The 13,861-nt window shown below is 52.2% G+C and carries 14 protein-coding genes; all 14 read right to left on the bottom strand.

What is annotated here, in order from left to right; translation table 11 throughout:
* Positions 1-35: 35 nt before the first annotated feature.
* Positions 36-2,198: a chemotaxis protein CheA gene (locus L6J37_RS08935; RefSeq protein ID WP_237794810.1), complete on the bottom strand. Its 2,163-nt coding sequence runs from the start codon at positions 2,196-2,198 to the stop codon at positions 36-38.
* A gap of 9 nt (positions 2,199-2,207) precedes the next feature.
* Positions 2,208-2,930, bottom strand: a complete 723-nt coding sequence (locus L6J37_RS08930) for a protein phosphatase CheZ (RefSeq protein WP_218383749.1) — start codon at positions 2,928-2,930, stop codon at positions 2,208-2,210.
* Between the two features lie 35 nt (positions 2,931-2,965).
* Complete coding sequence (gene cheY, locus L6J37_RS08925; protein WP_036748874.1) at positions 2,966-3,337, bottom strand: chemotaxis response regulator CheY; 372 nt, start codon at positions 3,335-3,337, stop codon at positions 2,966-2,968.
* Between the two features lie 56 nt (positions 3,338-3,393).
* Positions 3,394-4,119 (bottom strand): RNA polymerase sigma factor FliA, encoded by a 726-nt coding sequence (locus tag L6J37_RS08920; RefSeq protein ID WP_192014713.1) that lies wholly within the window; start codon positions 4,117-4,119, stop codon positions 3,394-3,396.
* The gene (locus tag L6J37_RS08915; RefSeq protein ID WP_027253951.1) at positions 4,112-4,999 is read right to left on the bottom strand and encodes a MinD/ParA family protein; all 888 of its coding nucleotides are present in this window, start codon (positions 4,997-4,999) and stop codon (positions 4,112-4,114) included. The genes L6J37_RS08920 and L6J37_RS08915 overlap by 8 nt, the downstream gene beginning before the upstream one ends.
* On the bottom strand, positions 4,992-6,575 hold the full coding sequence (gene flhF, locus L6J37_RS08910; protein WP_192014712.1) for a flagellar biosynthesis protein FlhF: 1,584 nt from the start codon (positions 6,573-6,575) through the stop codon (positions 4,992-4,994). The genes L6J37_RS08915 and flhF overlap by 8 nt, the downstream gene beginning before the upstream one ends.
* Positions 6,576-6,641: 66 nt before the next feature.
* The gene (gene flhA / locus L6J37_RS08905) at positions 6,642-8,738 is read right to left on the bottom strand and encodes a flagellar biosynthesis protein FlhA (RefSeq protein ID WP_192014711.1); all 2,097 of its coding nucleotides are present in this window, start codon (positions 8,736-8,738) and stop codon (positions 6,642-6,644) included.
* Positions 8,739-8,929: 191 nt separating this feature from the next.
* Positions 8,930-10,060, bottom strand: coding sequence for a flagellar biosynthesis protein FlhB (flhB, locus tag L6J37_RS08900; RefSeq protein ID WP_218383754.1), 1,131 nt, complete (start codon positions 10,058-10,060; stop codon positions 8,930-8,932).
* A 21-nt stretch (positions 10,061-10,081) separates the two neighbouring features.
* Complete coding sequence (fliR, locus tag L6J37_RS08895) at positions 10,082-10,861, bottom strand: flagellar biosynthetic protein FliR (RefSeq protein WP_237794808.1); 780 nt, start codon at positions 10,859-10,861, stop codon at positions 10,082-10,084.
* 11 nt (positions 10,862-10,872) lie between these two features.
* Positions 10,873-11,142 (bottom strand): flagellar biosynthesis protein FliQ, encoded by a 270-nt coding sequence (gene fliQ, locus L6J37_RS08890; RefSeq protein ID WP_192014708.1) that lies wholly within the window; start codon positions 11,140-11,142, stop codon positions 10,873-10,875.
* A gap of 19 nt (positions 11,143-11,161) precedes the next feature.
* The gene (fliP, locus tag L6J37_RS08885; protein ID WP_442957005.1) at positions 11,162-12,013 is read right to left on the bottom strand and encodes a flagellar type III secretion system pore protein FliP; all 852 of its coding nucleotides are present in this window, start codon (positions 12,011-12,013) and stop codon (positions 11,162-11,164) included.
* The gene (fliO, locus tag L6J37_RS08880; protein ID WP_237794806.1) at positions 12,013-12,405 is read right to left on the bottom strand and encodes a flagellar biosynthetic protein FliO; all 393 of its coding nucleotides are present in this window, start codon (positions 12,403-12,405) and stop codon (positions 12,013-12,015) included. The genes fliP and fliO overlap by 1 nt, the downstream gene beginning before the upstream one ends.
* A 5-nt stretch (positions 12,406-12,410) precedes the next feature.
* Positions 12,411-12,800 carry a flagellar motor switch protein FliN gene (gene fliN, locus L6J37_RS08875; protein ID WP_192014706.1) on the bottom strand — a complete coding sequence of 130 codons (390 nt, stop codon included), beginning with the start codon at positions 12,798-12,800 and terminating at the stop codon, positions 12,411-12,413.
* A 12-nt stretch (positions 12,801-12,812) separates the two neighbouring features.
* Positions 12,813-13,859 carry a flagellar motor switch protein FliM gene (gene fliM / locus L6J37_RS08870; RefSeq protein ID WP_027253942.1) on the bottom strand — a complete coding sequence of 349 codons (1,047 nt, stop codon included), beginning with the start codon at positions 13,857-13,859 and terminating at the stop codon, positions 12,813-12,815.
* Positions 13,860-13,861 lie beyond the last annotated feature (2 nt).

Below are 13,861 nucleotides of genomic sequence, written 5' to 3'. Positions count from 1 at the left end.
TGAACAGGGGCCTTCTAAGCCCCTGTCAATTATTATTATCTGCGGCCTGCGTAATGTTTCAGAAGGTTGGGGACATCCAGAATCAGTGCAATGTGACCATCACTGGTAATGGTGGCCCCCGCCATACCAGGTGTGCCTTGCAATAACTCATCGAGTGGCTTAATCACCACTTCTTCCTGACCAATAAGCGTATCCACCACAAAGCCCATTCTCTGATGGCCTATCTGAACAATCACCACATGCCCAAGCTGTCTTTCCCGCTTGGAAACACTGTGACCTGCCAGCCAATCCTGAAGATAAAACAGCGGGATCGCTTTATCGCGCACTATGATAGTCAGCTGCCCATCAACCACATTGGTCTTACTGAGATCCAAATGGAAGATTTCATTTACACTGGCCAGAGGCAGTGCAAATGGCTGGTCAGCAACACCGACCATCAGCGTTGGCAAAATGGCCAGCGTCAACGGCACTTTAATATCAATGCGTGTGCCTTTGCCCAGATTGGAATCAATATAAATGGAACCGTTCAACTGGCTGATAGCAGTTTTTACGACATCCATTCCGACACCACGGCCGGAAATATCTGAGATTTCTTTCTTGGTCGAGAAGCCGGGCGCGAAAATCAGGTTATAACATTCGCTGTCAGACAGACGCGCGGCGGCATCGGCATCCATGACATTACGGTCAACGGCGATTTGACGCAGTCGATCCGGGTCCATACCGCCGCCATCGTCTTCGATAGTCAGCAGAATATGATCCCCTTCCTGCGCCGCAGACAAAAGTACGGTGCCAATACGCGGCTTGCCGGCTTTCTCGCGGTTATCCGGCATTTCGATACCGTGATCGACTGAGTTACGCACCAGGTGAACCAGAGGATCGGCCAGCGCTTCCACCAGATTTTTATCGAGATCGGTTTCTTCACCGCGCATTTCCAGCACGATTTCTTTTTTCAGACTTCGGGCCAGATCGCGAACAACACGCGGGAAGCGGCCAAAGACTTTCTTGATTGGCTGCATACGCGTTTTCATCACCGCACCCTGAAGGTCTGCAGTCACCACATCCAGGTTCGCAACAGCTTTTGACATTTCTTCGTCATTGCTGTTCTGGCCCAGGCTGATCAGACGGTTACGAACTAATACCAGCTCGCCAACCATGTTCATTATGGTGTCCAGCGTAGAGGTATCGACACGTACTGTGGCTTCAGCCTGAGTTTTGGATTTTTCTTTTAGTCCTGTTGCTTTACGCTCCGGCACAGGTTGCGGCATCTCAGTAACGGGCTGAGAGGTAACAGGCGCTGATTCAGCTTTAGCCTGTAACGCGGAAGCCGGTTTGGTTGCGATCGCCAGCTCTTCATCTGACGGCCCTTTACCGCTGCCGTGCAGTTCATCGAGCAGACGTTCAAATTCGTCATCTGTCATTAAGTCGCTGTCGCCAGCAGCAGATGATTCGGACGCTTGTGCAACAACTGGCGAGGCCGACACTTCAGCCCCCGTGGTTTCAGTGCCAGGCGCGTTACCTATACCGTGCAGCTCGTCAAGCAGACGTTCAAACTCATCATCGGTGATATCGCCAGTGTCGATGTCGGTCGAGACAGGTGCACTCTGAACATCACTGGCTGGTGCTGCACTCGGGCTTGGGCTTCCACCCGCACCATGCAACTCATCGAGCAGACGTTCAAACTCATCCTGTGTGATTTCATCAACCGAACCACCGGCAATCGCAGGCTGCTCGGGCGAAGCCGGTGCCGTTGCCGCTACGGGAGCAGCAACCGATGCCGGGGCTGAAACAGCCGCCATCTCTTCGGCTCCCGGTGGCTGGCTGTAATAATGCAGCGCATCCAGCAGGCTTTGTTCCGCGGGCTCAATCGGCTCATGGTTCTGCACCTGTGCGAACATCACATTGATGGTATCCAGTGCCTGAAGGATGACATCCATCAGCTCTGACGTCACAGTGCGTTTACCGGTACGGAGTAAGTCAAAAATATTTTCAGCACCGTGACAAGCGTCAACCAATGCCGTTAACGCCAAAAACCCGGCACCACCTTTAACAGTATGGAAACCGCGGAAAATGGCATTCAGCAAATCTGTATCATCTGGACGACGTTCCAAATCTACTAACTGCTCGGAAAGTAATTCCAGAATTTCCCCGGCTTCGATTAAAAAGTCCTGCAGGATATCTTCGTCTAAATCAAAGCTCATAAGCTTCCCCTAAAATCCAAGGCTTGATAGCAAATCATCGACGTCATCCTGGGTAGACATGACGTCAGTGCGTTCAGCACTGTTGATAATTGGCCCTTCCGGGGAGAGTGTTTTGTCTTTCTGGCTCACTATCACTGAGCTTTCACTCTGTTCAATACCGGCAGCCTTCAGAATCTCAACCAACTGATGTTCCACTTCATGAACAAGTTCGATCACTCTGCGAATAACCTGGCCTGTCAAATCCTGGAAGTCTTGTGCCATCAGAATATCGGTCAGATGACGGTGAAGCTGCTCGCTGTCACCGTCGAGCTGAACTAATAATGCGTCAATATCGTGACAAAGCCGTTTAAATTCGCCAAGGGTGATCTCCCCGTGCATTAAACTTTGCCACTGGGGTTTCACTTGCATCAGACGTTCACGCAATAAATCAGCGATAGGGAGGGTGCCTTCAACAGCATCCATTGTCCTGTTGGCCGCTTCCTCGGTTTTGTCTATCACATAATTCAGACGCCCACGTGCGTCAGGAATGTCGGTCGTCGCTAAATCAGCAATACGGGGATCCAGACGAAAATTCTGCAATGAGTCATGTAATTGACGCGTCAATTTACCCACTTCGAGATACATCGGATCCCGACAATCCGACACCAGGCTTCGGAACAACTCATCCGCGTCCGCTTGCCGATCTTCTTCCAGCAGCGCGACGAGTTGTTTCGCCTGTTCAAGTGAAATCATATGTGTCTACCCTAGTTAGCGTCAGACTGACGGCATCACTGCATACGCTCGAAAATCTTGTCCAGTTTTTCTTTCAGCGTGGCAGCGGTGAATGGCTTAACAATGTAGCCATTGACACCAGCCTGAGCCGCTTCGATGATCTGCTCGCGCTTGGCTTCAGCAGTAATCATCAATACTGGCAGGTGTTTCAGGCTAGCATCGGCCCGGATCTGCTTGAGCAAGTCAATACCTTGCATGCCCGGCATATTCCAGTCGGTGACGACGAAATCGAAGTCGCCTTTCTTTAGCATGGGTAACGCAGTCAATCCATCATCCGCCTCCTGGGTGTTATTAAAGCCCAGGTCACGTAGTAAGTTCTTGACGATACGGCGCATTGTTGAAAAGTCGTCAACAATGAGGATTTTCATATTTTTATTCAAAGTTGCCTCCACTGAGGTCACAGTGTTTCTTCTAAATCGTGTGTTTATGAAGCAGTCCAAGCAGACAACTTGGCCCGCAGACGCTGCATTGCCTGACTGTGAATCTGGCAAATACGGGATTCACTGACACCTAAAACGGCACCAATTTCTTTGAGGTTGAGTTCCTCGTCGTAATACAACGACAACACCAGTGCTTCCCTTTCCGGCAATGTACGAATGGCACCAGCCAGAGCGTGGCGAAAACTGCCGTCCGCAACATCCTGAAAAGGGAGGTTTTCTGCCACTGAATCTTCGGTTGCTACCGTATCTTCTGAGACACCCAGGTCGTCCATACCCACTAGGCGACCACAATTAACATCATTTAATGCCTGATGGTACTGTTCGAGTGTCATTTCGAGATATTCAGCAATTTCCTGATCATTCGGATCGCGGCCAAAACGGCTTTCCAATTGAGCAATGGCTTCAGATATCCGGCGGTTGTTTTTATACACGGAGCGAGGAACCCAGTCGCCACGACGGATATCATCCAGCATGGCGCCCCGAATTCGAATTCCGGCAAAAGTTTCAAAACTGGCACCTTTGCTCGGATCATAGTTCTGTTGTGCTTCCAGCAAACCAATCATGCCAGCCTGGATCAGGTCTTCCAGCTGTACATTGGGCGGTAATCGCGCCATCAGGTGATGCGCAATCCGCTTCACCAGTGACGAATACCGCTCAACAAAAGCATGGGGGGATTCCTGATATCGGCCGTATGTTTGTGCTTTATTCACCCAGAGGTACCTCTTCAGGTGTTGGTTTAACTAATAACTTTTCAACAAAAAATTCCAGATGTCCGGCCGGATTATTCGGTACCGGCCAGGTTAACGCTTTATTGGCGAGCGTTGTCAGGGCCAGTGCCGCTGGGCTTCGTGGGAAAGCTTCCACGACTACTTTTTGTCGCTTAATAGACTGACGTACCCTGTCATCTAGTGGAATACAGGCAACTAATTCCATGTTGGCCTGCAAAAAACGTTCAGTCACCCGGGTCAGCTTGGCAAACAGCTCTCGCCCTTCGCGGTAACTGCGTACCATATTGGCCACAATTTTAAACCGCTGCACCTGGTATTCACGGTTCAGGATTTTAATCAGCGCATAAGCATCGGTAATGGAGGTCGGCTCATCACATACGACAATTAGTACATCCTGGGCCGCACCGGCAAAACTCAACACCATATCTGAGATCCCTGCAGCAGTATCCACCAGCAGGACATCCACTTCATCTTCAAGCGTGGCAAACGCGCGGATCAGGCCAACGTGCTGAGCACTGGACAGTTCCGCCATATTTTGCGTGCCTGAAGAGGCCGGTATGATTTTTACGCCGTAAGGACCTTCGATAATGATGTCCCGGAGATCGCACACACCCGACAGGACATGAGACAGGTTACGACCCGCTCGCAGCCCCAGCATCACATCAACATTGGCCAGGCCAAGGTCGGCATCCAGCACCATCACTCTCTTGCCCTGACGGGCCATGGCAATCGCCATATTCAGTGTGATGTTGGTTTTACCCACACCGCCTTTACCACCGCTGACGGTGATCACTTTGGTCGAGGCCAGTTTTGTCATACGGCGCAAGCCGCTTGCTTGATCGTGCATCATGTTCTCAATCATAAAAATCCGCCCCCTGGTTATCTGCGCTGTCGCTGCTCCAGAAGTGGGTTTGCTGGCCCATGTCGTTTTCCAACAACTCGTTTGCACGATTAACCATGAAGTGTCCTGTGGCGACTTTAATGTCTTCAGGCACTCGTTGACCGTCCGCCAGATATGCGATCGGCAGAGCACTTTCCAATGTGACACTGATAACTTCACCCAGACTGAGGGTTTCATCCAGCTTAGTCAGCACGCACCCCGACAGCGGGATACGACGGAAATGCTCAATGGTTTCGTGCAGAACGCGGCGCTGGGAGGTCGCCGGTAATACCAGAAAGCTACGAATTTGTGAGCCACTATTATGCATCAGGGTATCCAGCTGTTCCTGCAGGCGAAGATCCCGTTGCCCCATGCCTGCTGTATCCAGCAGTACAAGGCGCCGATGCCGTAACTGATGAAGTATATCGGCAAGCTCTTCGGCATCTTTAGCAACTCTTACCGGACAGCCCAGAATTCGACCATAAGTCGCCAGCTGTTCATGTGCACCGATACGATAGGTATCTGTGGTAACCAGAGCAATTTCATTCGGACCAAAGTCCATCGCCGCTCTGGCGGCCAGTTTTGCAATTGTCGTTGTTTTTCCTACACCGGTCGGCCCGAGCAGTGCGACCACGCCCCCGGTTTCGAGAATACAGTCATCAGTGGTAATGATCTGGTCGGCCAGCAACTGAAGCAAGGATGACCAAGCCTTGTGCGGCTGGACATCTTCAGGAATATAACAAGCCAGCTGATCGGCCAGTTCTGCTGATAAGCCCATTTTTTCCAAACGCTTAATCATCATGGCCCGCATCGGCTCGCGACGCTCAACCTCCTGCCACATCAAACCAGACAGCTGATGTTCGAGCAGGCGACGAATTGACGCCATTTCACTGCGCATGGCATCAAGATCATCCTCGCGGTGCGGCGCTCGCTGTTCAAACCGGCTGGGATCCAGACGGTTCTGAAAAGCACTGTTTTTCTGGCTCGCAGCCGCTGGATTTGCCCGACCGGTGCGTCCTGCCGGTGCGTGTGCATCTGCGTCATGATTTTGGCGGTAGTCACTGTAAGCATTCGGTGCTGGCTGACGTCCGCCCGCTCCATAAGGGTGGGAAGACTGACGCCTGTCACTGCCGTAAGGGCTGTTCTCAGACTGAGGACGGGAAGAATAGTCATATCCTTGACGTTCAGCAGGGTGTCCACCGGTGTGCTTCGACTGGCGCTGTAATAAGGCTGACAGGGAGTCCACTTCTGTCTCGGGATCCTGAGCATAATTTTGCAGCACCTTGGCAAAGTGGCCGCTACCGGGCTGCTGCAGCTGCACCTTGTCGTCAGCCAATTTACGCCTGGCCTCGCCCAAACGTTCAGCCAGGGCATCACGGGTAGGCTGTGACGGCGACGGCACCTTGGCTTCGCTGGCGTCATTATCCACCGCCGCCACGATCTCAACACCGCCGGTCACTTTCTTATTGGACATGATCACCGCATTCGCACCGAGTTGTTCTTTGACTTCACTCAGCGCGGTTCGCATGTCCTTGGCAAAAAATCGTTTAATTTTCAATTCAGTCTTCCCATCCGGTACGGATTACCCTGCACGTTTTGGCTGACTCAGTCAGCCTGGGGACACCTAGTTACCCACTGCATTCACAATACGGATTTGCTTTTCATCAGGGATTTCCTGATAAGAGAGCACCCGCAGTGTCGGGATGGTGTTTTTCACAAATTTTGCTAACGTGCCGCGCAATACGCCAGACGTTAACAGTACAGCCGGTTCGCCTTTCAACTCTTGCTGATGTGTGGCTTCGGTCAAAGAGCGCTGCAGACGTTCTGCCAGACCCGGCTCGATACCGGAGGACTCGCCCCCGCTAGACTGCATTGTTTTATGCAATATTTGTTCCAACTCAGGAACAAGCGTGATAACAGGCAACTCAGGCTCTATTCCATTGATTTCCTGAACAATTAGGCGTTTGAGGCCAATACGTGCGGCGGCTGTGAGAATGTCGGGATCTTGACTCTTACCGGAATACTCGGACAAAGTTTGAACTATGGTGCGGATATCCCGGATAGGCACACCTTCATGCAGCAGGTTCTGCAGCACTTTCACCACAGCCCCTAACGGCAGCTGATCAGGGACGAAATTGTCCACCAGTTTCGGTGTAGACTGCCCCAGCACTTCCAGCAGGTTCTGGACTTCTTCATGCCCAAGCAGCTGAGAAGCATTGTTCACCAGAATCTGACTCAGATGGGTAGCCAGTACAGTGGCGGCGTCAACAACGGTATAACCCAATGCCTGAGCATGCTCTCGCTGCGATTCTAAAATCCAGATTGCTTCCAGCCCGAAAGCGGGATCGGTCGTCCGCTCCCCTTCCAAACTGCCAAATACCTGACCCGGATTGATAGCCAGCTCCATATCAGGGTGGATGTTTGACTCACCGTTATTCACCCCCATCAGGCTGATACGGTATGTATTGGGCGGCAATTCAAGGTTATCGCGGATATGGACAGGCGGTACCAGGAAGCCGAAATCCTGCGACAGTTTTTTCCGAACGCCTTTCACCCGCTCCAGCAACTCGCCACCCTGTTCTTTATCCACCATAGGGATTAAGCGGTAACCGACTTCCAGGCTGATGGTATCCATAGGCTGAACATCATCCCACGACAGCTCTTTGGTGACGGGTTTGCTGTCCAGCGCCTCTGGCGGTGCGGATTCTGCCAGCACTTTTGCCTGTTGCTCTTTCTTCACCCGCCAGTAGGCAATCAGGCCGATGATCAGCGCCAGCAGCAGAAACGGGACATGAGGCATGCCAGGAACAATACCCATCACAAACAAAATCCCGCCTGTGATGATCAGCGCCTGAGGGTTGTTGAACATCTGGAACAGCATCTGCTGCCCCATGTCTTCGTCAGTATTTTGACGAGTCACCATCATGGCTGCGCCAATGGACAGCAACAGAGACGGGATCTGCGCCACCAGACCATCACCTATGGTCAGCAGGCTGTAGATATGAATCGCTTCATTGAAGCTGAGATCATGCTGGCCCATACCAATGATCAGGCCACCAATAATATTGATAAAGAGGATCAGGATGCCGGCAATGGCATCCCCTTTGACAAATTTAGACGCACCGTCCATCGAACCGTAGAAGTCGGCTTCTTTGGTGACTTCGCTGCGCCGTGTTCGTGCCTGCTCCTGATCAATTAACCCGGCATTGAGATCGGCATCAATTGCCATCTGCTTACCCGGTAAGGCATCAAGGGTAAAGCGGGCACTGACTTCTGAAATACGACCCGCACCTTTGGTGACTACCATGAAGTTGATGATCATCAAAATCAGGAATACCACTAAACCAACAGCGTAGTTCCCCCCGATAACCACAGAACCAAAGGCGTCGATCACCTGGCCTGCCGCCTCCGGGCCTTCATGACCATTCAGCAAAACAACCCGGGTTGACGCTACGTTCAGCGCCAGCCTGAGCAGGGTGGCAATCAACAGTACGGTCGGGAAAGCCGCAAAATCGAGCGGGCGGCGGGTATACACAGTGACCAGCAGCACCACAAGGGCCAGGGCTATATTAAAAGAAAAGGCCATATCCAGCAGCATTGCTGGCATTGGCAACACAACCATCGCCAATGTTGCCAGTACCATGACAGGGGCGCCGATTGCAGGCAGTGACTGCAATCGGTGTAAAGGCAATTTATCTGAAAAGGGTATCGGCAGCTTCATGCATTCTTATTTGGTTGGAATCGGTTAATCGTCAGTGCTCACTCAGTGTTCACCGCTATTCTCTGTCTGACACTTGGTGCGGCAGTGAATCGCAGACAACTGAACGGGCTAAGCTTCGCATAAAGCAAAATTTATACCGTCTTGATAAGTCAATTTTTTGACCTGCAGCCAAAACATTTTGCCGCAAGCAATCAGTGCCGTAATTCAGGAGGTATATCAACCGCGCCTGAAGATAACTTAGGCCGCTTACCATTACCACGCCGGTATTGTTTCAACTGGAATACGTACGCCAGTACCTGCGCCACAGCGGCAAACAGGCCATCCGGTATTTGCTGTTCCAGCTCGGTACTGTGATAGAGGGAGCGTGCCAGCGGAGGCGCAGGCACAATATCGATCTTATATTCGTTGGCCACTTCCCGGATTTTCATCGCCATGTGATCGGTACCTTTGGCGATGACCACTGGCGCCTTGTCCAGCGTGGGGTCATATCGTAAGGCAACAGAGAAGTGCTCCGGGTTGGTAATCACCACATCGGCCTTCGGCACTTCCGCCATCATGCGCCGCTGCGCCATTTCACGCTGCAGCATACGGATACGGCCTTTGACCTCAGGTTTACCTTCAACATCTTTATGTTCGTCTTTTACTTCCTGCTTGGTCATCTTCAGCTGCTCGTTATGCTGCCAGATCTGGTACGGCACATCGATAGCCACCACGACCAGCAGCGAGCAACAGATCAGCAACACAAAGCGCAGTAAAATCTCCAGCGCATGAAAGATGTTACTCGGATAGATCTCTATGCTGAGCTGAAAGAAACCTTCCAGGCTGCTGTACATCAGGTAGTAAGCGACACCGGCCACCAAAGTGACTTTCAGGATGGATTTCACCAGCTCAACGGCACTTTGCTTTCCAATCATACGTTTAAGGCCGCTGGCCGGGTTCATTCTTGAGAGCTTGGGCCTTGCCGCCTCAGCGGAAAAGCTGATTCCGCCCAAGGCGGAAGCACCAATCAGTGCCGCCACAAACAAAAATATCAACACCAGAAGCAAAGGCCACAGCATATGCACTATGGCATCCCCGGTCACGGCAAGCAGCTTGGTAAAATCAAACACTTCCTCGCGACTGAGGGTAAAGAACTTGCGCATGACTTCGCTCAAGGCAACGGCCAGCATTTCGCCAAACCACATCAGGCCAACCGCCCCCGATACCAGTACCGCAACCGACGCCAGTTCTTTTGAGCGCGCGACCTGACCTTTTTCCCGCGCTTGCTGCAACCGTCGGGGGGTTGCGTCTTCAGTACGTTCTTGTCCGTCTGACTCAGCCATCGGACTCCCTCCTGTCTGTCATCAGCAATCCAGCCTGATCAGGCTGCAGATTTGCTCAGTACCCAGTTGCCAGTGTTCTTCATACTGTGCCTGAATGCCCATTAACAGATACCAGCTGACGAACAGCCCCAGCAACAGCGCAAACGAGAAGCCCAGAGAGAAAATATTCAGCTGAGGTGCCGCACGTGTCATGACACCGAACGAGAGATTCACCGTCAGCAGCGCAATAATCCCGGCCAGCGACATGTTTAAGCCGGCTTTGAACATCCAGCCGAACCAGCCCGCCAGCTGCTGGTAATCCACCGCCTGCAACATAGACTGGCCGACCGGCAAAGTGGTAAAGCTCAGCACCACCAGCCTGAGCATCGCCAGATGACCGTCAGTGGCGAGAAATAACATGATCGCCAGCATCATATACAACTGGCCCAGCACAGGGGTGTTTTGTCCGTTGGCCGGGTCGACCATGGAGGCAAAGCCCAAACTGGACTGCATGCCCAGAATCTGCCCTAACAGGACAAAAGTCTGGGTGACAAACTGAGTGACCAGCCCCATAGCGACACCTATGATCACTTGCTGGCCTGTGGTGAGAAAGCCCTCAAAGGACAACAAAGGAATATCAGGGACCTGAGGCAGCATGGACATCACAGCAAAAGTGACTGTCAGCGACAGATAAAGCCGGATGCGCATCGACACGAAACGGGCACCGAAGAAGGTCATGCTCATCATCATGGCGCCGATGCGGGTCAGCGGCCAAAAATAATTGGCCAGCCAATCTAATATGACTTCCGCCGGATACGTCATGACCAATCTGCTCAGTAAAGAATTTGAGGAATGTGCTCAATGATGCGATGAAAATAATCCATCAGCATTCTGGTCATCATGTGACCAAACACCATCAGCGCAACCAGGGTGATCACCAGACGAGGCAGGAAGCTTAACGTCTGCTCATTGATTGAGGTGGCGGCCTGAAAAACTGCCACCACCAAACCAACCAGCAAGCCGGGTATGACGATCACACAGACCATCACCAGGACCATGTACAGGGCTTCTTGGAAAATTTCGACGAAGGCTTCTGGTGTCATTGTCTGTCTCTCCCTGTCATCAGGTGCCGAAGCTGCCGGCCAGTGTCGACAGGATAAGGTTCCAGCCATCCACCAGTACGAACAACATAAGTTTAAACGGCAGTGAGACGATCATCGGCGACAGCATCATCATACCCATCGCCATCAATATTGAAGCCACGACCAGATCGATCACCAGAAAAGGCAGAAACAGCATAAAGCCAATCTGAAACGCCGTTTTCAGTTCCGAGGTGATAAAAGCGGGAATCAAGACTGTCATAGGGACTTGCTGGGGGTCTGTCGCCTGCGAACCCGACATATCAACGAAGGTTTCCAGATCTTTCACCCGCGTTTGTTTGAGCATGAACTGGCGCAATGGATCCTGAGCAATCGTCAAGGCTTCACGGGCAGAGAGCTCTTCATTGATATAGGGCTGAACGGCCTTGGTATTGATCTCATCCAAAACCGGAGACATGACAAAGAAAGTCATGAACAGGGCAATCCCGATAATCACCTGGTTTGACGGGGTCTGCTGCAGACCGAGCGCCTGGCGCAAAATCGACATCACCACCACAATGCGGGTGAATGAGGTCATCAGGATCACTATGGCTGGCAAAAAGCCCAGCGCGGTCATCAAGGCCAGGATTTGCAGCGTGACTGAGTAATCTTCGGTGCCGTCCGGGTTCACCGACACAGAAAATGCCGGAATACCACCACCGCCTTTGGTGGTCAGCAGGGTTGCCGCCCCTTTATCGCTCTGCATCTCGCTGACGGTGACATTATTGCCCGCCACATTGCCCAGCCCGCCATCTTCGCTCTGCGCACTCGCCATGCCGGAAAGCAGCAGGCAAAGCACACCGATAACCCAGATAAAGAAGTTAGATCTATACATCATTGTCTTTTCAACAACTTACCGAGTTGCTGAGCAAACTCACCGTTGCCTGCACCAGCACTGACCGGCAAGGGGGTTTCCAGCTTGGTCAGCATTGAAATATTTTGCGGCGTCACACCAATGAGTAACTGCTCGTCACCCACCTGTACCAGCACGATTCGCTCACGCTGGCCAACCACCACCTGGCGGACAATCTGCAACCCGTTATCTCCGCCACTCACACCCGGCAATTTCATGCGGCGCAGCAGCCAGGCAAGAAACACGATAAGAACCAGTACCAGCAGCAATGAACCTATCGTTGTGCCCATATCCAGCTCCGGCGCCCCGGCCGCCCATACCGGCTGGCTGATCACTGCCAGACCAGCGAGCAATGTGCTTTTCAATGCTTTCATCCCGGTTACCGCAACTTTTTAATACGTTCAGTCTGGCTGATCACATCGGTCAGACGAATACCGAATTTATCGTTGACCACCACCACTTCACCGTGGGCAATCAAAGTGCCATTGACCAGTACATCCAGCGACTCACCGGCGACACGGTCCAGCTCGACGACGGAACCCTGGTTCAACTGCAGTAAGTTACGGATACTGATTTTGGTGCGCCCGACTTCCATCGATATCGTGACCGGAATATCCATGATGGAATCCAGACGACGACGTTCTTCATCAGAAATAGGGGTACTTTCATCTGTAAGTTCTTCCAGCGGTGCGGCTTCAATATTGTCGTCGGCCTGTTCGGCCAGGGCTGCCGCCCAGTCGTCAGCTACTTGTTGGTCTTTATCTGACATAAGTCACCTGTATTAATCGTCAATCGGGTCAGTGGCGGAGAAAGTCGGACTCAGTTCATCGCCATCCAGGAAGGCAAGGTCCGTTTTCACCGTATCTGGCCGCTTCAGTTTCTTGGAAATTTTTATCGCTACGTGATCGCCTGACTTACCCATTTTACCGCGGTAAGTCGGCAGGTCTTCAACATAGAGAGTGGCCGTTTCGGGCAATTCAATCGGTATAACATCGCCGGAATGCAGTTCCATCAGATCCCGCAGCGTCAGGTCAATATCGAGCAACTTGGCACGCAGATTCACTTCGACATCCATCACCTCATCCCGCAGGGCCTTGCTCCAACGGACATCGGTATCCATTTTGTCACTCTGGACGCCGGCATCGAGCAATTCACGGATCGGCTCCACCATGGAGTACGGCATCACAACATGGAAATCGCCGCCGCCGCCGTCCACTTCAATGTGGAAAGAGCTCACCACTATCACTTCTGTCGGGCTGACGATATTCGCCATAGTCGGGTTCACTTCAGAATCCAGGTATTCGAACTCCACGCCCATCACGGGTGACCAGGCTTCCCGGTAGTCCTCAAACACCAGTTTCAGCAGCATCTGGACGATACGGCGCTCAGTCGGTGTGAATTCACGCCCTTCGATCTTGGCGTGAAAACGGCCATCGCCACCAAAGAAATTCTCTACCAGAATAAAGACCAGCCGGGCTTCCATGGTGATTAAGGCCGTGCCTTTCAGGGGACGAAAACGCACCATATTCAAACTGGTAGGAACGTACAGTGTGTTCTGGTACTCACCGAACTTGAGCATCTGTACGCCATTGATCGACACTTCTGCCGTCTTGCGCAGCATATTGAACAAACTGATCCGCATATGACGGGCAAAACGCTCATTGATAAGCTCAAGCGTCGGCATCCGGCCACGGACAATGCGGTCTTGCGATGAGAAGTCGAACGATATAACCCCAGTGCCTTCCTCTTGCCGGGGGTGATCATCCTCTACATCATCGACGCCATGCAGCAGCGCATCAATTTCGTCTTGGGTTAATAAATCAGTCACTG

It is taken from the genome of Photobacterium sp. WH77 (assembly GCF_022014395.1).
Lineage (GTDB): Bacteria > Pseudomonadota > Gammaproteobacteria > Enterobacterales > Vibrionaceae > Photobacterium > Photobacterium arenosum.
Note: the sequence above shows the minus strand (reverse complement) of the source record. Positions and strands in the feature narration are given on the sequence as shown.

Coding starts and splice junctions, on each gene's coding strand:
- L6J37_RS08935 (WP_237794810.1), bottom strand. CDS start 2,198: ATGAGCTTTGATTTAGACGAAGATATCCTGCAGGACTTTTTAATCGAA.
- L6J37_RS08930 (WP_218383749.1), bottom strand. CDS start 2,930: ATGATTTCACTTGAACAGGCGAAACAACTCGTCGCGCTGCTGGAAGAA.
- cheY (WP_036748874.1), bottom strand. CDS start 3,337: ATGAAAATCCTCATTGTTGACGACTTTTCAACAATGCGCCGTATCGTC.
- L6J37_RS08915 (WP_027253951.1), bottom strand. CDS start 4,999: ATGATTGAGAACATGATGCACGATCAAGCAAGCGGCTTGCGCCGTATG.
- flhA (WP_192014711.1), bottom strand. CDS start 8,738: ATGAAGCTGCCGATACCCTTTTCAGATAAATTGCCTTTACACCGATTG.
- flhB (WP_218383754.1), bottom strand. CDS start 10,060: ATGGCTGAGTCAGACGGACAAGAACGTACTGAAGACGCAACCCCCCGA.
- fliR (WP_237794808.1), bottom strand. CDS start 10,861: ATGACGTATCCGGCGGAAGTCATATTAGATTGGCTGGCCAATTATTTT.
- fliQ (WP_192014708.1), bottom strand. CDS start 11,142: ATGACACCAGAAGCCTTCGTCGAAATTTTCCAAGAAGCCCTGTACATG.
- fliP (WP_442957005.1), bottom strand. CDS start 12,013: ATGTATAGATCTAACTTCTTTATCTGGGTTATCGGTGTGCTTTGCCTG.
- fliO (WP_237794806.1), bottom strand. CDS start 12,405: ATGAAAGCATTGAAAAGCACATTGCTCGCTGGTCTGGCAGTGATCAGC.
- fliN (WP_192014706.1), bottom strand. CDS start 12,800: ATGTCAGATAAAGACCAACAAGTAGCTGACGACTGGGCGGCAGCCCTG.